Genomic DNA, 18,588 nt, shown 5'->3' with positions numbered 1-18,588 from the left:
ATTACCCTGTAGAAGCCAGTCATCCCCCGATTTCTCGGTTTCGACTGAACGAATCGCACTTGATTGCTGCATTTACATCGCGGTCATGGTGCGTACCACAATGCTTACAAGTCCATGCCCTAACATCAAGAGTCAAATTGTCAGCTCGATTTAGGCAAACATGGCAAGTCTTGGATGAAGGAAACCATCGATCAATTTCGATATAAATCTTTCCTTCAAACTCAGCCTTGTATTTAAGCATCGTGAGAAACATACCCCAGCCAACATCGCTGATCGCTTTGGCTAGATTATGATTCCGTACCATGCCTTTGATGTTGAGATTTTCCACTGCAATAACTTGGTTTTCGTTTACTACCTTGCGGGATAGTTTGTGCAGAAAATCTTCGCGACACCTGGCAATTTTGGAGTGGACTTTCGCCACTTTCAATCTGGCTTTATTGCGATTGTTGCTACCTTTCTTTTTCTTGGATAGCTTTTGCTGTTTCCGTTTTAGGTTCCTTTGATGCTTGACCAAGAATCTCGGATTATCAAACTTTGAGCCATCACTGGTAATTACAAAATGAGTTAATCCCAGATCAAGCCCAACCGCTTTATTAATTGGTACTGATTCGGCTTGATCTTTGCCATCATATGTGCTGAGCGTAGTCGAAGTATCGACTAGAACGGAAACAAAGTATTTACCGTCAGGGTTGCGAGATACTGTGACAGTTTTAATAGCTCCATCAAAATTTCTATGCAGCTTGCAATGTACCAAACCAATCTTAGGTAGATTGATATAGTCATTTTCAAATTTGATGTTTTGGGGATAACTAATCGACTGTCTACCATGCTTAGACTTGAATCTAGGCAGCATGGCGCGTTTATCAAAAAAGTTTTTGTAGGCTGTCGATAGATTCAATGCCACGACTTGCAAGCATTGAGAATAAGGATCTTTTAGCCATTCATATTCTTTCTTGAGATTGGGCAACAATCCTTGTATATACCCTCTAGTTAATCCCTTACCAGTATTCTTATATGTCTCTTGACAAAGATTTAAGGCATAATTCCAGAACCATCTGCAACAGCCAAAAGACTTTGCAAGCAAGGTTTCTTGCTCACTTGTTGGATAGATTCTGTATTTATATGCTTTATACATTTATCGAGAACACCAAATACTGATTAAACTCTCATAGCTCAAATAGATAGAATTGACTCGCTGTCGCTCAATTTGTTTTCTGGCTCGTTTTCATCCCGTCGCTCACCTGAGTACAGGTAGAGCGCGGGACTTCCCACTCACGCTAGTTAAATTAGTCAGTAGTCATTGGCAATTTCTGTATACGCGGATTCTGTAGCGGCGAGTTCACCGATATCTATGACGCACATCGAGAATATTTGTAAACTCGCCCTCCCCAACCCAAGATTCATGTAAGGGATTATGTTTAAAACGGCCCCGACTAGAAACTAGGGCTGATCCTAATATTAGGCTTCGAGGACAGTGTGACCGGAAGCAACCACAGCTTGTTTAATAGACTCTTCCGAGGCTTTAGCTTCCACGGTGACAGTCTTGGCTGCTATATCTACATCGATTTTCGCATCGGATTCAACAGTTTTGATGGCTTCGGTAATAGTGGTTCCGCAGCCGGAACAGACGATCGACGGAACATGAAGTTTGAGTGCCATAATTAAACCAGTATTGTAGATTGCAGGATTTATTCTGCCTTTATTTTAACCTTATTTCGGTTGGTTTTCATAAGATTTTTTGAAAGTTTAGCTGCGGGTAGAGACTCAGGCATTGCTTTTTGCCGTCTCAGCAGTGCGCTTTCGGTGCAATTCCGGCAGGGGTTTAAACCCCTGTCGGATTTATGATTTCAGTCCCAGCCGAAGTCTCGATCGCACAATTGAGCTAATCTCTGATTGGGCGATCGATAATATGCCCTTAATTGCTCGTATACTGTCTCGCTCACGGGCGGATATTGGTTGGAATTGTATTTTTCGTAGGTTTCTAATTCGTGGGGCGGCAAGCCTAGAAATTCTAACACGCTGTTGTATGTGCCGCCAGGATTTGTATACAAATCTTCGCTTTTGAGGATTAAAAGTTGTGATTTTGGAAATAGTTTTATCCAGGCTGGAAGTTGGTCGGCGTAGAGGCCGCGGCTGAGATATGTATGGTGGCGGTGGTTGTAACTTTCGTAATTTGGGCTCGCTAGGATTTTTTCGATTTCGCCTTGGAGTCTTTCGGGTTCCGAGGCGATCGCACTTTCGAGAGATAGCGATTCGTAGCCAATTTTTATGTAGTAATGATAATGGGAAATTGCGCGCTCTACAGGGTTTCTCAGCAGGGCGATGATTTTAACTTTGGGACATAAATCGTGGATGCGCTGGGCGACGCGGGGATGAAAAATGTAGTAGGGGCTGGCTTCTCCGGTTAGCAGGTGTTCGCCGCTTTGGGCTTGGGGAAATTGGGAATAATACCAGTCGGGGGTTTGGTCGAAGTTGAGGTCGAAATAATGGATTTCTTTTTGGGCGGCGGGGGCGATTTGGGGATGTTGGATTAGGTAGTTGTACAGGGATGTTGTGCCGCCTTTTTGGACACCGATGATGATGAAATCGGGGGGTTTGGAGGGTTGTTTCATGGGTTGGTAATGATATCTGGCGCTTGGTTGGTGTTGATTTGGGCGCGGAACTGTTGATAAATATAGCTTACAGATGGCGGCTACTGGATGAGTTAAACTCAGGTGATTGAGTGCGTCGGGTCGATCGACCCAACAACAGCGATTTTTGCAGTCAAAAGCCATCAAAGCTTTACTAGCTGGAGGTTATACACCCGCGATGACTGAATATCGATTAACACCAGCAAAGTACCGCCACGTTCAGGTAGTGGTTTGTCTTAACCGTGTTCGATTAGACGGCTATGCTAACTCTGATCAGGCTTTGGCAAAGCTGAGCGAACTGGGTTACAGTCCCCAATTGCGTTATCAATGGAATCCAGAGCGAGATGAATTTGATTTGTATGCGCTGATTCATGATTTGCCGTTAGATGAGTCGCTAATGACTGACGAAAAGTGTCAGGAGTTTTTTAAGTATTTTAAGCACAGTCAGATATATTCGATCGGCTGCGGACACGCTGACCCCGATTGGTTATTTGCTTGGGGCTTTAATGACGCGCGCCGTCACGCTACAGCGGAGGAAATCGAGCCTCTGCAAGCAAATGCTACGGCTGCTGCTTGATATTTGTGCACGATCGCACTTTTGGACAATACATCAAGGGCGATCGCGCGATGGGTGGGAGGACACGGCAGTGCAGTTTCCTCGATCGAGCAATTGATGTTTGGGAAATGTCTATTGAGCAGTTTTCAGCAATTGAGTTCTCAAAAAATTAGCATACTCCTTCGCGCTCGATGTAACTAAGTGAATCCCATCATTAGTTTTCCACTCTCTTGACGGCGGTTCTGGTAGCCACTCATAAATATTTTCGGGAAAAAGGTCTCGAAATAATTCTCGTAGTTGCTTTTCCAGGATTGTGTCCTTGACTCGTTGTTCGTTAGGTACGTCCATGAGAACAACTCGCACTCCTACATTTTTCAATTTGTGGATTTTATTTTTGATGTATTCAGATTCTTCAGTGATTGCATTCTTTACTCCTTGAGACATAGGATATTTTTTGGCTTGTATTTGCTGTTGAATTAGCTTTTCTATTAATTCTGAATCGATCGATTTTTGAGTGCTATCTGCTTCTTCCAAAAAACGAAATAAAACTTTTTTTTCCTTTGTCCCAGCTTTAATCAATGATTGAACTATGCTATTGACGGGCTGATATTCTTGTCTAAACATTGGAAAATGTAAACGAATCCAATAAAACAATGGTTGGTAAATGTTTTCAATAAAATCCTGACTTGGTTTATATTTTTCCCCTTTTAAAATAGTCTCGCTTAGTTCTACTAATAATAATTTTGGTTTAACCTTCTCTCTTTCAATTATTTGTAAACCAGTTTGGCTAGACATTCCTAGCATAGCTAGACTGACGGCATGAGGGCTGATGTATTCAGGATTAATCCGTGCAGTTATTGAACTTCCTACCAGAACCATTTCTAGATCTGATTTTTGATTGTAAATGTAACGTTGAGCTTTGATAGTATTGCTCTGCGGCCCATTAATTCCATCACTCGGCAACACAACTCCACCTAAAACTAAGGTATGATAGAGGCTCAACAAAAAAATACAAATCAAGAAAGAACTTAAAATTGGGCGGAGTCTATTAGCCATTGAAATAAAAAATATTACAACTATCTATATTATTTTAACAATACTGATGCAGGAACATCGCACTTACACGAACAAAGCCCGCCGCTGTTTACCTTCACTCTTGTTGACCCTCAAAAGAATATAAGGGTGCGCTCAAGATACAAAAAGAGGTAAATTAACCCGCTTTGCTATAAGTGGGCGTTTGGGGCGATGTGATCGCGATCGCTGTTTTTTGGCGATCGAACTCACTAGGTCTCTGGACACTTACAATATCATTGAACTAGACTAGAGTGGAGTTCCCGAACCCAAATCCTTGCGGGGGCAAATCTTTCGGGGAAAATATATCAACGGGGAGTCCCGTTGCGGGTTTGTCGGTTTTATTTTTCAGCAAAAATACATATTTTGTGAATTTGTGCAAGGGTTGATATGGATGTTGTGGAAAATGGGAACTATAAAGATGGGATCGTACTGTCGAGCAGTATCTACCTGCAATACCAGCTCTGAAATTATTCAGGAAGGCGTCAATGTTTAAAAGCAAATTATCCAGAGTTATCGTATCTTTGCTGCGGCGCATCGCTGGTGTTACCAGATCCGGGGCAAATCGGCTGATGAGAGCAATGCTGCGTGCACTGATGGCTATGAGCCGCAGGGCACAACTGCCGGTGGCGGGGTTTGTGCTGCCGACGGTGACTATGGTGTTGCTGGTAGTTATTTTGTTGACGGTGGCGATTACTTTGCGATCGTTCGATCGGGCGAATACGGCTCGCAACGTGCGCGTCAACCAGCAGGTGCTGGCGGCTGCTACTCCGGCGATCGATCGGGCGAAAGCAAAAATTCAGTTTATGCTGAAAGAAGACCCGCAAAGACCGACGGCTACTCCCTCCGACAATGAAATGTACCGGATGATGTCGGCTGCTGATTCTCTTCAGGCTCCTTCTCCTAAAGATATTTATACCTTCGGTGATGAAACGCGGCTGAGACTTAAGTATGACCTCAACGGAAATAAAGTCATTGACCCTAACGCTGCGCTCCCCGATGCAGAAAAAGACGAACAGATAAATACTGCATGGAGATATGCGGTTGATACGGATAATAACGGCAAGTTTGACACTTTTACACTTTATGGTGTTTACTTCCGCAGTCCAGAGCGCAAAACGAATTTTCCAGATGCAGGGACTTTTATCAGAGCAAGACAGCCTTTAGAGGCAAGAACTCCACCGATGACCGGGAAAATATCTGATCCGAAGTGTGCCGCGGCGGCTGGTACTAGCGCTAGTTTGGTAGGCGATTCAGGTTGGTATAAATCCGAAGGCAAGCTGAAAAAAAGCTTTTTTGTCTATACAGTTAATATGCCTATTACGAAGACGGGCTTAGCGGCGCTGGATGCTAACACACACGAAGAGTTTAAAGGAACTACAAGCTTCTCTGCACTAGAGTATCAGCAAGACCAAAGTCGCATTCCCCTCAGCAATAATGCGGTGGTTTATGAAGATGATTTGGAAATATCTCCCGGGGCTGCCTTGCGTATAAACGGGCGGATGTTCACCAATAGCAATTTGCTTATAACCGCAGGTGGGAACTTGGATTTATTTCAAGTAAGCAGCAAAGATTCTTGTTTTTATGAGCAAGAAAACAGCAAGATAATTGTTAGCGGCAATGTAGTTAATGGGGGGCTGAGTGCTGTCAGTAAGGATGTGGGAGTGCACTTTTTCAAAAAAGGTAATACTCCAGATATAACTCCAACAATTAGCACATCCACAGACTCTGTTAAAAACACTGCGTTAGATGTACTTTACAACAATAAAGCCTATGCCGATCGCCTTTCCTTGCTAGTAAAGCAACAAAGTGCAAAAGCTGAGACCGAAGATCCAACCTCAGTCATAAATAGAAAAATCTCCCTCACCCGTAAACAAGCATTGGAAGGTTACTTTAAAGATAAATTGCGGAAAGTACCTTTTGCAGAAGTGGCAATGGAAGGCAATAGTTATGTTCCCAACACGGATGATTCTGCTACGGTGATCGTAGAAAGTAAGGATACTCTGCGTCCTATAGATGCGTGGAACCTGCCTAACGGTGATGCATTAAAGGGAGTTACTTCTGGGCCGGGTACTATCGAGATTGATCCAAAGTATCTACAAGCGACAAACCCGGAAAAGCCAGACCCTCCCACAGAAGAATTCTTTTTAGGCGATCGCATCCAAGTAGGCAATAACTTACCCGCTCAGCGGTGGGATGATACCAGTACACCGAACAAATTTATCGGAACAACACCGCAAGAAGTTGACGGGTCAACAAAATGGGATGGAGGCGACACTACAGAAAATCGAACTCGCACCCCTCGCGTGACGCAACTGGCTGACGTGGGATCGACAGACCGCGCGGGATTCTGGGAACTAGCAGCGGCCGAAGCACCTAAAACTGCTGTGGATGGTGTGGGCGGTCTGCGGCTAGTAACTGGGGGCGGAGTTTACGAGCGCGTGAATTCTTTTCTACCCCCGCCTGGATGGGACGATCCGAGAACAACTCCGGTAGAAGCATCATCGACCTACGACGATCCGGCAACTGGTACCGTTACTACAGTTCAAGAGAAATACCCTATTGTCTGGCCCGATACGATGCCCATGTCGCCTGTACTAGGAGTGCAACAAGTCTATAACAATAGCCTTCCTCCTAGTATTAGCAATTGGAACTTGCCCACATCTCTGACCACAACAATTACTCCTACAATTGACCCCAACACCAAGCAGTATGCCAAGGGCGATTTGCGGATGCGAGCAACGGCAGTTTATCACTATGCAGATAATGCCTACGATCCAACTAAACCCGATCCAGGTCAAACCCCAATTGCCTGCATCAGCAGTTATTACGACCCCAGCACCTCTTCAACAGCAAGAAACTTCGGTACGACGCTTCCAGATGTCAGCGGGGATTTTGTACCGGGTTCGACGACTGTGCGAGCAGGGACGCGCGACCTTTTAATCGGCTCAAACAACGGGGTAGTTTACGGCCGTCCAACTAAGGGAAGACCCGGCGCTGCTTCAGCACCAGATACAATCACCGGCTTACTGGCAGGAGGCGGGGACTCCGACCTAGAGAAACAAGCAAATTATGTTTTCCCTAACGGTCGCTTTGCTAATGAGCCTTTAAGAAATGCTCTGCTGAAGGCTCCAGCTAGTCGCACCTTGGCGGATAACGCAGCCATTGACGCTACAATGTGCGCCTTTGGCATTTTGGGTACGCCCACTTTCACCTTGGCTCCTAAGTCTGCTATTCGTGGTGATATTCCTGACGGCGCGATCAAGGAAGTGGCATTTTTGGATGGGAGAGACATTAAGGCCATAGACCGCAACGACCCAATTACCACTGTTGACGAAACATTTACTCTCAGCAGTCCCCTAACAGGAAATCAAAAAGCCAAATTATCAGGAAAATACGACCTCGCCCTGGAAGAACGGCAACCCCTAGAAATTCGGGCTACTGTTTTGGATATAGGTGTTATGAGGGGTGACACGGCAACAATTACCCCATCCCCTACAGGGCCTAAAAATGCTAGTGGTAAAGAGTATCTCCTACCATATAGTGGCATCATTTATGCTACCAGAGACGACGCGCTGCCCGATCGCAGCGATCGACAAGCCAAATCTACGGGCGAATTTGATGAAGATACCAGCAAAACCGTCAGTCCCACAGACTCTCGGCTCGACCCTACCCGTCGCCCGAACGGGATTATGCTGATCAATGGAGAAAAGCTGTTCCGGGGTGGTGCTACCCCTGCAACAGTGACCAGCGTGGAAGATGTGGTCAAAGAAAAAGGCCTCACCCTGGTATCAAATTTGCCAGTTTATATCAAAGGAGAGTTTAACAAACACACCAAAGAAGAGTTTACGCAACCTCTTGATCCAACTTGGAGCAACTTCTACACCCGCAGCACACTCGATACGAACTTTGCTTGTCGCCTTGGCGACACCAGATTCTCCCCTCCTTGCGGAGGTGACGACTGGCGGCCTGCAACGGTGCTGGGGGATGCTGTCACCTTACTTTCTGGCGATTTCCGTGAAGGCTTCCGCAATGAGGGAGATTTTGACCTCAGAAATAATGTCGGTACCGCAGCAGTTGTCCCTCGCAGAAATCAAGGATTCTACAACAACAACTTTGTTACGAATGGACTCAGTAGCGGCGCATTTAATATTACTGGCGTTGTTGACAATTCCAGCACTATGACAGACAAAGACTATTGGACTGTTGATGATAAGGGTCTGAATAGTTCTTACTTCAATAACTTTGTCACTCCTATTCAGCGACGCGGAGACTATCCAGAGTATTTAATGGAAGTCTGCACAAAGTTGCCTGTTTCTGAGTGTAAGGCAACTGATTGGTATGTCGATCCAACTCCTGCAACACAACTAAGAGCCACGGCGATTGCTATAGGTACACCTTACGATCGCGGTACTCACAAAGCTGGAACAACATTTGATCCTCCTGATACTCAATTGCAACGCTTTCCTCGTCGAGTTGCTTTCCAAAGAACTGCAAGTGATGATTTAGCTAGTGCAAGCAATACTAAAGTAACAGTTCTAGGGATTGAGGGTTCAGGTTCAGGTAACATAAAGGACTTTGATACTTCAGGTAGCATAGTGCCACGCAGAAAGCCTAACTCTCTGTGGTTTGCCTCAGCAACTAATACCCCCCCTCTAGATTTCGGTAATACAAACCCCCTGTTTTTTCTGAATAGAGTAACAGCTTTAGATGATACCAGTAAATTTCAACTCATAGATGGGGAGAAGACAGTACCAAAAATTACAGATGATCTAACGCAGCAGCCGCTATTAATGCCGGTGTTGCAAATCAGCCGCGCCACAAATACTTCTCCAGCAACAGACGCTCTCCCAGTTGAAGGTAGCATCGCCGAAGACACGAAGTGGATGCTACAAATACCTCAAGGTACGAAGACTCAAGTATTCAATCTCATAGTTGGGTCAGGGGACGTTCCTTCACGGAATATAAATGGCACAACAGGCGAGTTTAATGGCGGTATGCAAAACTTGCCCCGCTTCCTAGAAAACTGGAGAAAGGGGGGAATTGATACCAAAATTTTAGGTGCATTCATCCAGTTAAATCGCAGTGCCTATAGTACCGCACCCTACTTTTCGCTGTTAGGGAATTCTACGCGCAGTGCTTTTTCTCCGACAGGCGTGAATATTTGGTATGAAGATACTATAAAGACTAATAGGTACAAGATTGCTAACGCTGCCGGTGCAGTTCCTTTCTTTAGTCCGCCCAACCGGAATTGGGGTTTTGATGTGGGGCTATTATCTCAATCACCGGACTTGTTTACCCAACGGTTTACGACTCCTAGCACAAAGACTCAACCGGCTGAATTCTTCAGAGAAGTACCTCGCAATGATGATTGGGTACAAACTTTGATGTGTGCTTTCATCAATGACCCTGACCCTACGAAGACGGGGCCGAAAGCCGTCAGTGACGATTTGCGCCCAAATTCATTCTGCACATCTAAAGCAGGTGCCTAATCATGAATAAACTACTAACAGACAACACCTACTCCCAGCCCGCGTTATTGAACGGCGCAAAGGCAGAAACAAAATTCAGCGACCACCAGGCCGAGACTAAATCTGGCATATGCGCCCAAAAAGCCCAGTCACGAGATGGTGGCTACACGATTATCGAGTCGTTGGTAGCGATGATTGTAGTTTCGGTGCTGATGATCGCGATCGCCCCCGTGATGGCCTTTTCAGTAGCAACTCGCGTCCAAGCGCGGCGGGTGGAACTGGCCACACAGGCGGCGAAATCCTATATTGATGCTCTCAGAACGGGAACCATTCGACCAAGTGGCTCAACGCCCGCAAGCCAGCCGGGATTTCCTACCAACGCCGCAGTCGCTCCCACAAGCTCCGCTGCTTTGTACTGTTTTAACTTAGATGAAACGCCCGGTTGTGCTGATAGTAGCAAAAAAGACTTTTACGTTCAGGGTATTCTTCCCTCTGCTACTACGACAGACACGGGCTATTCTTTAACAGTTCGTGTTTACAGAGCCGATGGTTTCTCTTCTGGGAAGTCTATGGAAATCAAACAGCAATCAGTTGCTAATTCCGCGCTAGGCAACCCTCAAGCGCCTTTGGTGGTAATGCAGACAGAAATCCCACCTACTACGCAAGGAGGCTCGTCAGCGTATCGCTCTTTGTGCGATCGAACCATTGGCTGTAAGTAACAATCAAAGTCCCCGTTATTAACTTTAAAATCGCTCCCCCCTTTGACAAAGGAAACAGTCAAAATGAAAAATTTACTCAGGTTGCTTCTCAAAACTCAGCACCAACGAAACCGCTCAGGGCCAGCTCAAACCGAAAAGGGCATGACTCTAGTAGAGCTATTAGTCGGCTCGATCATGGCATTTTTAATCATCACCCCGATGCTCGCCTTTGTAGTCGATATGCTAAATACCGACAGGAGGGAACAAGTCAAGTCAAACACCGAGCAAGACATTCAGGCGGCCGTTGATTTCATTAGTCAAGATTTGAGCCAAGCTATTTATATTTACGATAATGCAGGAATCACTGCTATTAGGGCTACTGATCAACTTCCTCCTCCTCCTGACAAAACCACAGGTAGTCCAATTCTAGTATTTTGGAAGCGGCAGCAGATCAAAAATTCTGTTCCTATTAACAATTCAATAAAACCTAACGAATGTGACACTAATCCAGGTAAATGCAATGACACCTATGTACTATCATTAGTTGCTTACTACCAGATTAAAGATACTACAAACTCTATTTGGTGTCAGCCTTCAGGAGCAGTAGTCAATTGTCCTACCCGTATTGCCCGCTATGAAATTAGGGATGGAGTAAGAAACCCTTACGCGATTGCGACAGATGAGAATTTTCCTTACTACAACCTTAGTGATACAAAAGATACTCAACAACCAGATCCAGCTTTTAATAAAGCTTTTGAATTGACTGAACCCACAAAAAACGTGACAATTGCGACGGAACTGGGCAATAAGAAATCCGGGGGGAAAAATCCAGAGGTACTGGTTAACTACATCGACCACACTAAAGTGTCCTTAGCAGGCGCTCAATGCAAGACTGCTCTGGGTAATCCTACCGACCCAAAAGATGCAACAAAATTTCTAGATGAGACAACGCTAAGAGTAACTGACTCACCTACAGCAATAGATACAAATAGCTTCTACGCCTGTGTAGATACAGATAAAAACATAGCCAGAGTTACTATCAGGGGAAATAGCCTGCGTCGCCTTCAAGATAGTAATGTTGCTTCCAGCACCGAGAATTCGGCATTTTTCCCAACAGCAACCGTGCAAGTACAAGGTCTAGGCGCGCGAGGAAAGTAACTTATGCCTGAAACACATTTCCGAATCGCCCCCGCCGAAAAAACAACAGGAGAAAACTATGAAAACCCCACCAATATTATTAAAACTTTTGCATAACTCTGCTGCCAAAGCCCGCCCGAATTTCCACAAAACTGCATCCAAAAAGAACGATGCAGGGTTCACTATTATAGAATTGCTGGTCGTAGTCCTGATTTTAGGTATATTTGCTTCGATCGCCGCACCCAGTTGGCTGGCATTCATCAACAGACAAAGAGTCCGCACAGTCAACGATCGAGTTTTGCAAACCTTGCGAAGTGCACAAAGCGAAGCTAAGCGAACTAAGAGCGATAGATTAATTACATTCTTTAATAATATTGCTCCTTTTGACCCGCCAACAGCTACAATTAACACCACAGCAACTCCAGCCCCAAGCCCTCCTATACAAACAGTGACTTTCGACGCTGGAGGCGAAATTAAAAAAGGACAAATTAAACTTTCTGCTGCTAGCTGTCCTGTTGGTGTGTGTACCCCTGCTACTACTAGCTCACTTATTTTCAGTTATAACGGTATAGTCGATCCAAACGATTCAAACAATCCAAATTTACCTTTTGTGGTCACAGTTGCTCCTGCTGGTGGCGGTACAAAGCAGTGCGTAATTGTGGAAACTCTCCTAGGAGGAATGAGAACTGCTGAGGGAGAATACAACAATACTACAAAAGAGGGTTGTCCAGCAGTTCCCTAGATATTTTATAATCTCTAACAGCGATTCCGCATAAATTCGGAATTGCTAAAAAATACTAAAATAAATTATTTGATATTTCAAATGCCATTAAAAGAGTCAAACTATGCAGCTAGAACTCAAACAAATAACAGTCCAACCAGGAAATTAATTACAGCCAAAAGACCTAACCTGGCAGATGTTTGAAACCATATTAGCTGAACTGGGATAAAAGCGCTCATCCCGACTTTCATACAGCAACCGAACCTTAGAAATCATGGTTCCGTGCATGGAACACGAAGTTAACAAATTTCTGATTAGCGACTTAGTAAAAAATCTCCTCAAAGAACTAGATATATAATTTTGACCGCTGGGCTCAACCACATTTAAAAATGCAAAAATAGCTCAAGGAGTAGAAGCAGACAACAGTTTCTACATCCAAAACGCAGCCGCAGTCCGAGGCAAAAATCGCATCGACTTAGCCACAGATTACCATCCCAATTTAGCCATAGAAATCGACATCACATCGCGCAGTCAGCTCAACAACTACGCAGCATTAGGAATTCCCGAATTGGGGCGCTACAACGGCCACAACCTGCAAATCAGTGTCTTCCAAGATGGAAAATACATCAAGGCCGATCGCAGTTTCCAGTTTCCCAACTTCCCGATCGCCCATCTCATCCCCAGTATATCGAACGCAGCAAAACAGCCAGCAGAAACGTCGCTATCAAAACCTTTCGAGCTTTAGTACGATCGCAAATTTAGCAACCCCCGCAGACTCTCATCCACACCGGGCGATCGCATCAATACCCGTGATTTCTCCCAAAGGGCGATCGAATCAATACCCACCATTGATCCGATCGGGCGATTTCTCCCAAAGGGCGATCGAATCAATACCCGCCATTGATCCGCTGCGGGATCTCTATAGGGACACGGCACTACCGTGTCCCGACTAACGTATTGTTGTAAAATATACATTGCAGGCGATACTGTAGGGAAACAGCACTGCCGTGTCCTGACTAGATTGTCCCTTGCAGCATATACATTACAGGCAATATTTTTCAAGAAACAGCACTGCCGTATCCTTACCCGCAGCTTGTTTAAATAGGTATAAAATTTCAGTAAATACCGATCTACACAATAACCAAACTCAAAAGTTAAAATCGAGCCATCAAAAATAGTTTCTCCTAGCCATTTTTCATTTCAAGCTAAATATCAAGGAGTGCATCTACGTGTCAATACATAAAACGCTCAAAAGCAGAGCCACTGCACCTGCCGCCGGTTTTACAATGGTTGAGTTATTGATAATTATTTTAATCATAGGAGTGTTTAGTGCGATCGTCACTCCCAGTTGGCTGATGTTCATCAACAACCACCGTTTGAAGCTATCAGTCGATCGGGCTTATTGGGCAATGGAATTAGCCCTAAGCAACGCCAAACGCGACAAAATTTCATGGCAAACTAGCTTCAAAGAAGTAGGAAAAAACCTACAAGTAGCAGTCCACCCAGCCGAGATTACCCCAGCCCAAGTACCACCCAGTCAATGGAAAAACCTAGAACCGCAAATTCAAATAAATCCCGATGAAACAACACTGCTCAACGTCAATGAAAACAACAAAGCTACAGGAGAAAAAACAATTCGGCGGGTAATGTTCAACTTCCGAGGTTGCGTCGTTTATAACAGTACCGACGAGTGCGGCCAAACAAGCCTGCGAGCAAAAGGAACCCTAACACTATCTCATCCCGATTTAAAAAATAGTGATCGCTGCGTCATCGTCTCCACTCTCTTAGGACACAAGCGCACCTCCCAAAGACAACGCACAGCTAAAGACGGCAGATATTGCTACTGAGACTACATCCAGACCTCACCCTTGTATGTACTCTTGTCCCCCCCGTTAAGAAGGGTGTGCACAAGAAGCACTCAAAGTCCCCCTTCTTAAGGGGGATTTAGGGGGATCAGGCCTCGGATTTGAACGACAGATCCAAAGGACTTTAGTCTTAAGTAGACACTTATGCGGGTGAACCAGCCCCACGCGAATCATCTCCATTCAACCGACTTCCTACTTCTTACTCGGTGGAATCTTCTCAATATTAATCAGCGTCTCCATCACCGACTCCACAATCGGCGCCGCCACAACTCCCCCCGAACCACCCTTCGGTTCATCAATCACCGCCAGCACCACATACCGAGGAGCCTCCGCAGGCATGATCCCCACAAAGCTAGTAATAATCGCCTTATCAGAATAACCCCCACCAGCATTAGCTTTTTGAGCCGTCCCCGTTTTCCCAGCAATCCGATACCCAGGAATTTGTGCAGCTTTCCCCGTACCACCATCCACCACAGTTTCCATCATTTCCAAAACCTGCTTAGTAGTTTGTGGCGAAAAAACTTGTTTCCCAACAGCCCTCGGCAGCTTCCAGAAAGCTTGACCTTCCCGATCAAAAAGTCCCCGCACAACATGAGGAGTTACCAACTTGCCACCGTTAGCCAAAGCCCCGTTAAGCTGCACCAACTGCATCGGAGTTATCGAAAAACCCTGCCCAAAAGCCGTAGTAGCAACTTCCACCGGAGAATTAATAAATTGCTCGCGATTTTTAAGCTGACTGGTTACTTCAAAAGGCAAATCAGTTCCTGCACTTTGTCCCATTCCCAGTTTTTCTAAAGCTTGATAGTAAAGAGAAGCTTTCATACTTCTCATGACGTGCACCATCCCCACATTACTAGAATGTTTCAAAATCTCCGTAACAGTGGAAGGGCCGCGGGCACCAACTTGTTTGTAATCGGAATTTTGGATAGTCCAGCCATCCATGTAAATCCGACCTTCGTCGTTAAACACAGTGTTAGGTTTCACCGCACCGGCTTCTAGGGCGATCGCCACATTAATCGCTTTAAAAGTCGAACCAGGCTCATAAACATCAGTTACAGCCCAATTTTTATAGCGCGACAAATCGAAATTAAAATATTGATTCGGGTCATAGGTAGGTTCAGCCACCATTGACAGTAATTCCCCGTTGCGGGCATCCATCACAATCACCGTGCCCCGCTTCGCCCCGTATTTCAGCATTTTCTCCTTCAGAGCAATCCGCGCCGCCCGCTGCAAGCGACTGTCGATCGTCAATTGCAATTTCAAGTCATCAAGCTGCACAAATCCCGCCGTCAGGCGATCGGGAAGCCAATGTCCATCGATCGACTTACTAAATTGGATCGACGGCATCGATCGTTCCAGCAAATTCTGCTGGCTGTATTCCACCCCAGCCTGTCCCTTCTGTTCCCCATCCACATAACCCAGAATATCCGCCGCCAACTCCTGCTGCGGGTAAAAACGCTGCTGCTGCCGTACCAACTCCAGCCCGTCCACGGGACTATCTTTAATTTGCATCCGCTCCACGCGATCAGCTACCTCTTGAGCCAAAGAACTAGCAATAGTAATACCGCTTTCGCCCAGATTAAACCTTCGCAGCAGTTCAGTTTCCGCCGTATTGCCAGGGGCTACTTCGATCGGCAACATCGGAGCCAATTTAGCAGCAATATCCCCCTTTGAGTGCTTGAACAACTTCGGGTGAGCGTAGAGCGTGTACACCTGTCTGTCGATCGCCAAAACATTCCCCGTGCGATCGACGATCGGGCGTCTCGGCACAAACGGCTTCGTTTTGAGAGTTTGCTGTTCAAGAGCCTGTTTGCGTAGCGCCGGAGCTCGCGTCACCTGCAAATAGAACAAATTTACAGCCAGCCCCAGCCCCGATAGCATCAAAACCACCCACACAGCCCACAAGCGGAACTTGCTGCGTTTTAAACGTTCCAGCGGTGGCCTCGGCCGGGGCTGGCTGCTAGCCTTAGTCGCAACTCTGGGTTTGGTCAGTTTGCCCCACCAAACGCCATCGCTCGACGCTTTTGGACGTTTAAAATTCGGCGATCTGTATCGGTCAAAACGGGGATCATAGCTCATAAAATTAAAAATTTAAAAGCAACTTATATCATTTTGGATTTTGGATTTTAGATTTTATATTTTATAGCAATCACCCAGACCGTTAAGCAGTTCTTAATTGCATAAACCTTTGCGATCGATTCCTTCAGACGAATCACGAATGCTATCCGTTCAAATTATCGGGCCCTCGGACAGTTCCCTTGGGCCCTCTCCGCGTTGACCCCTCAATAGCCCAGTGGCGTTGCCACACTTGATGGATTTTTGAGAGCAGGTGCTTCGGAGTTTGGTGCTGCCGCACCGGGCGATCGGTTTTCCGGGGCCGGGCGCAAGAAAATCGTGTCCGCAGGCTTCTGAGCAGCCAAACCCGTTTCTGGATTTGCAGCTTCTTTAGCAAGTTGGTTTTTCAAGACTTCGCTAGCAGCACTCAACTGCTGTTCACCCCGACGCAGAGTTTCCAGCTTTTGATACTCTTGACTCCAGCGCTGCTCGCCGTAAACAGTCAAACCGTAGAGAGTCAGAGCACCACCCAAAATCAGTACCACTGCCGCTGAGGAGGCCCGCTCCATCCGCAGGAGCGATCGCAACCACATCGGCTGCGACTGGCGATCGGGCATCACTTTCAGCACCGATGCTGCCGCGCGCGGTTTGGCTTGTTCGTCGGCTGGCGAGTAGTTAGGCAATACCGGCCCAGTTTTTGCCCGTCTAGCTCTGGCAATAGAAGTAACTTTGCTTTTGGCAGGGTATGTAGTGGGCTTGCCGGTCGATCGCGAGCGGCGAGGAGAATCTGGGGATCTGATAGCAGCGGTCATAGAATTCACCAATACGTATAGTGGGGCAGCTTCAGCTTGATTGAGGTTAGGAGTTTTTTCGGTTGCCGATCGCCAATTTCTGGAAATCTCGGATCGATCGGTTATCCTTTACCTAAAGATACCTCACTAACCAACCAACCCATCCTACCACTGGTCTCTTTGACTTCTAGATTTGCCAAAACAAGGAATTTTTTGCCGATTCGCCAGAATCAATGTGAAATTTATTAATAAATGCAGTATTGTAATCAACGAGCGAATCGTCAATCTATTCGTGCCAGCATTGTTTCTCAAGTACACTATTCCCTTCCTTGCGATGGGTTTTGAATGTTAAGGAGTGTTTATGAACAAGGGTTTAATTCGTTTGACTTTGGTAATTGGCATTGCAGCAGCCCTCGGTGCTTGCGGCGGTGAAGGCGGCGGTGGCGGTGCTAGCCCCACCCCTGCTGGTGGCACCACTACTACTCCTCCTGTTTCTGCTCCAGCAATGAAGGAATCTCCAAAGGCTACTCCTGGGGCTGGTGGAGCTGGGGCTGGTGGAACTGCTTCCCCTTCTCCCGCTCCTAAAAAGCCCTAACTAGGGGTTCCCGGAGTGTTTGCCCAACGAGCCTAGCCAGTGGGTGAAAAATAGTTCGCTCTTCGCATTTTTTCATCTCATCAGTCTAGGCCTCAAGTTGGGTGTTATTATCAGATGCTTTTACTACAGTTTAGTACCTCCCCTTACTGCCGCAAAGTCCGCTTAGCGCTTGGTTACAAGGGCATCCCCTTTCAAGTGGAAAATTTGACTCCGGGCTTGCACGTTTTGAAACTCAAGCCTCTAACGGGAGGTTTGAGGACAGTGCCGGTACTTATTCCTCAACTTGAAGGTCAACCGTTCGCGATCGCAGACTCGACGCAAATCTTGCACTCGATCGAGTCTCGCTTCTCTTCCCCGCCACTGTTGCCCGCAGACGAGAGTTTGCAAGCAGAGGCTTGGATGATCGAAGACTGGCTCGATGAAAGCATCGGCATTGCCACTCGATTTGTTTACTACGAGTTTCGCGCCGGTGCGGGCAAGCAAATTGACCCATCTGTTTTGAGCCAGTTAGTGATTCAATTGGCGCGTCGTCAGTTCGGCATTAACCACGCTTCGGCAAAACTAGCCGAGTTGCGCCTGAGTGCTGCTTTAGGCCTGTTGCAGCGTCGCTGGCAGGATGGTTCCTATTTGGTAGGCGACTCCTTGAGCGTGGCAGATATCACTGCTGCCGCCCTGCTGAGTCCTTTAGCTTTGATTCCTCAATACCGGATTGAGTATCCTTGGCTGTTGGATCGCATTGCCAAAATTCACCAGGTTTGCGGCGAAACCCTGCCTCCGGGATTTTAAAAGATACCTGTCGGGCGATCAACAAAGCCTAAAAATTCCAGCTATCAATCAAAATTAAGTTCTTCCAAAAACTCAGGCTCCTTCACGCCCCTGGTTAAACGAATCGACAAGAGTTTGAAAAAGAATCACATATCACACAGTTTATAAAAAGTCAAGGATATTTGGGGAAAAATTTATATTTTTCAATCTGTTTTAAGATTTGTATAGTGAAA

Annotated in this window: 15 protein-coding genes; 9 read left to right on the top strand and 6 right to left on the bottom strand. The window is 46.1% G+C overall.

Annotated elements, in window-relative coordinates; translation table 11 throughout:
- Nucleotides 1-19: 19 nt before the first annotated feature.
- The 3 genes from K4039_RS19380 to K4039_RS19370 all read right to left on the bottom strand — a co-directional run bounded on the left by K4039_RS19380 (nt 20) and on the right by K4039_RS19370 (nt 2,612).
- The gene (locus K4039_RS19380) at nt 20-1,135 is read right to left on the bottom strand and encodes a transposase (RefSeq protein WP_265237603.1); all 1,116 of its coding nucleotides are present in this window, start codon (nt 1,133-1,135) and stop codon (nt 20-22) included.
- A gap of 323 nt (nt 1,136-1,458) precedes the next feature.
- Nucleotides 1,459-1,659 (bottom strand): heavy-metal-associated domain-containing protein, encoded by a 201-nt coding sequence (locus K4039_RS19375; RefSeq protein WP_265237601.1) that lies wholly within the window; start codon nt 1,657-1,659, stop codon nt 1,459-1,461.
- Between the two features lie 188 nt (nt 1,660-1,847).
- Nucleotides 1,848-2,612 carry a sulfotransferase domain-containing protein gene (locus tag K4039_RS19370; RefSeq protein ID WP_265237599.1) on the bottom strand — a complete coding sequence of 255 codons (765 nt, stop codon included), beginning with the start codon at nt 2,610-2,612 and terminating at the stop codon, nt 1,848-1,850.
- Between the two features lie 106 nt (nt 2,613-2,718).
- Between K4039_RS19370 and K4039_RS19365 the strand changes: the two genes are divergently transcribed.
- On the top strand, nt 2,719-3,207 hold the full coding sequence (locus tag K4039_RS19365) for a hypothetical protein (RefSeq protein WP_265237597.1): 489 nt from the start codon (nt 2,719-2,721) through the stop codon (nt 3,205-3,207).
- Nucleotides 3,208-3,318: 111 nt separating this feature from the next.
- Here the strand turns inward: K4039_RS19365 and K4039_RS19360 are convergent, their stop codons facing one another.
- A complete protein-coding gene (locus K4039_RS19360; RefSeq protein WP_265237595.1) occupies nt 3,319-4,191 on the bottom strand; it encodes a hypothetical protein in 873 nt (290 codons plus the stop codon).
- A 554-nt stretch (nt 4,192-4,745) separates the two neighbouring features.
- Between K4039_RS19360 and hpsA the strand changes: the two genes are divergently transcribed.
- From hpsA to K4039_RS19325, 6 genes are all read left to right on the top strand, one after another.
- Complete coding sequence (gene hpsA, locus K4039_RS19355; RefSeq protein WP_265237593.1) at nt 4,746-9,749, top strand: hormogonium polysaccharide biosynthesis protein HpsA; 5,004 nt, start codon at nt 4,746-4,748, stop codon at nt 9,747-9,749.
- 2 nt (nt 9,750-9,751) lie between these two features.
- Nucleotides 9,752-10,447 carry a type II secretion system GspH family protein gene (locus tag K4039_RS19350; RefSeq protein ID WP_265237592.1) on the top strand — a complete coding sequence of 232 codons (696 nt, stop codon included), beginning with the start codon at nt 9,752-9,754 and terminating at the stop codon, nt 10,445-10,447.
- A 63-nt stretch (nt 10,448-10,510) separates the two neighbouring features.
- The gene (gene hpsC, locus K4039_RS19345) at nt 10,511-11,584 is read left to right on the top strand and encodes a hormogonium polysaccharide secretion pseudopilin HpsC (protein WP_265237590.1); all 1,074 of its coding nucleotides are present in this window, start codon (nt 10,511-10,513) and stop codon (nt 11,582-11,584) included.
- A 58-nt stretch (nt 11,585-11,642) separates the two neighbouring features.
- Complete coding sequence (locus tag K4039_RS19340; protein ID WP_265237588.1) at nt 11,643-12,305, top strand: Tfp pilus assembly protein FimT/FimU; 663 nt, start codon at nt 11,643-11,645, stop codon at nt 12,303-12,305.
- A 593-nt stretch (nt 12,306-12,898) separates the two neighbouring features.
- Nucleotides 12,899-13,237 carry a hypothetical protein gene (locus K4039_RS29835; protein WP_321161632.1) on the top strand — a complete coding sequence of 113 codons (339 nt, stop codon included), beginning with the start codon at nt 12,899-12,901 and terminating at the stop codon, nt 13,235-13,237.
- A 333-nt stretch (nt 13,238-13,570) separates the two neighbouring features.
- Nucleotides 13,571-14,131: a transcriptional regulator gene (locus K4039_RS19325; RefSeq protein ID WP_265237584.1), complete on the top strand. Its 561-nt coding sequence runs from the start codon at nt 13,571-13,573 to the stop codon at nt 14,129-14,131.
- 210 nt (nt 14,132-14,341) lie between these two features.
- Here K4039_RS19325 and K4039_RS19320 read toward each other — a convergent pair whose 3' ends face one another.
- Both K4039_RS19320 and K4039_RS19315 read right to left on the bottom strand, forming a co-directional pair.
- Nucleotides 14,342-16,228 (bottom strand): penicillin-binding protein 2, encoded by a 1,887-nt coding sequence (locus K4039_RS19320; protein ID WP_265237582.1) that lies wholly within the window; start codon nt 16,226-16,228, stop codon nt 14,342-14,344.
- 203 nt (nt 16,229-16,431) lie between these two features.
- Nucleotides 16,432-17,016, bottom strand: coding sequence for a hypothetical protein (locus K4039_RS19315; protein ID WP_265237580.1), 585 nt, complete (start codon nt 17,014-17,016; stop codon nt 16,432-16,434).
- 340 nt (nt 17,017-17,356) lie between these two features.
- Here K4039_RS19315 and K4039_RS19310 point away from each other — a divergent pair, with 340 nt between their 5' ends.
- A complete protein-coding gene (locus K4039_RS19310) occupies nt 17,357-17,590 on the top strand; it encodes a serine protease (protein WP_265237578.1) in 234 nt (77 codons plus the stop codon).
- A gap of 114 nt (nt 17,591-17,704) precedes the next feature.
- On the top strand, nt 17,705-18,376 hold the full coding sequence (locus K4039_RS19305) for a glutathione S-transferase family protein (RefSeq protein ID WP_265237576.1): 672 nt from the start codon (nt 17,705-17,707) through the stop codon (nt 18,374-18,376).
- Nucleotides 18,377-18,588: the final 212 nt, after the last annotated feature.

Source organism: Lyngbya sp. CCAP 1446/10, assembly GCF_026130175.1.
Classification (GTDB): domain Bacteria; phylum Cyanobacteriota; class Cyanobacteriia; order Cyanobacteriales; family Microcoleaceae; genus Microcoleus.
This window is presented reverse-complemented; position numbering and strand designations above follow the sequence as displayed.

What these genes read in the sequence shown, in the direction of transcription:
- K4039_RS19380 (WP_265237603.1), bottom strand. Translation starts at nt 1,135, where the DNA reads ATGTATAAAGCATATAAATACAGAATCTATCCAACAAGTGAGCAAGAA.
- K4039_RS19375 (WP_265237601.1), bottom strand. Translation starts at nt 1,659, where the DNA reads ATGGCACTCAAACTTCATGTTCCGTCGATCGTCTGTTCCGGCTGCGGA.
- K4039_RS19370 (WP_265237599.1), bottom strand. Translation starts at nt 2,612, where the DNA reads ATGAAACAACCCTCCAAACCCCCCGATTTCATCATCATCGGTGTCCAA.
- hpsA (WP_265237593.1), top strand. Translation starts at nt 4,746, where the DNA reads ATGTTTAAAAGCAAATTATCCAGAGTTATCGTATCTTTGCTGCGGCGC.
- K4039_RS19350 (WP_265237592.1), top strand. Translation starts at nt 9,752, where the DNA reads ATGAATAAACTACTAACAGACAACACCTACTCCCAGCCCGCGTTATTG.
- hpsC (WP_265237590.1), top strand. Translation starts at nt 10,511, where the DNA reads ATGAAAAATTTACTCAGGTTGCTTCTCAAAACTCAGCACCAACGAAAC.
- K4039_RS19340 (WP_265237588.1), top strand. Translation starts at nt 11,643, where the DNA reads ATGAAAACCCCACCAATATTATTAAAACTTTTGCATAACTCTGCTGCC.
- K4039_RS29835 (WP_321161632.1), top strand. Translation starts at nt 12,899, where the DNA reads ATGGAAAATACATCAAGGCCGATCGCAGTTTCCAGTTTCCCAACTTCC.
- K4039_RS19325 (WP_265237584.1), top strand. Translation starts at nt 13,571, where the DNA reads ATGGTTGAGTTATTGATAATTATTTTAATCATAGGAGTGTTTAGTGCG.
- K4039_RS19320 (WP_265237582.1), bottom strand. Translation starts at nt 16,228, where the DNA reads ATGAGCTATGATCCCCGTTTTGACCGATACAGATCGCCGAATTTTAAA.
- K4039_RS19315 (WP_265237580.1), bottom strand. Translation starts at nt 17,016, where the DNA reads ATGACCGCTGCTATCAGATCCCCAGATTCTCCTCGCCGCTCGCGATCG.
- K4039_RS19310 (WP_265237578.1), top strand. Translation starts at nt 17,357, where the DNA reads ATGAACAAGGGTTTAATTCGTTTGACTTTGGTAATTGGCATTGCAGCA.
- K4039_RS19305 (WP_265237576.1), top strand. Translation starts at nt 17,705, where the DNA reads ATGCTTTTACTACAGTTTAGTACCTCCCCTTACTGCCGCAAAGTCCGC.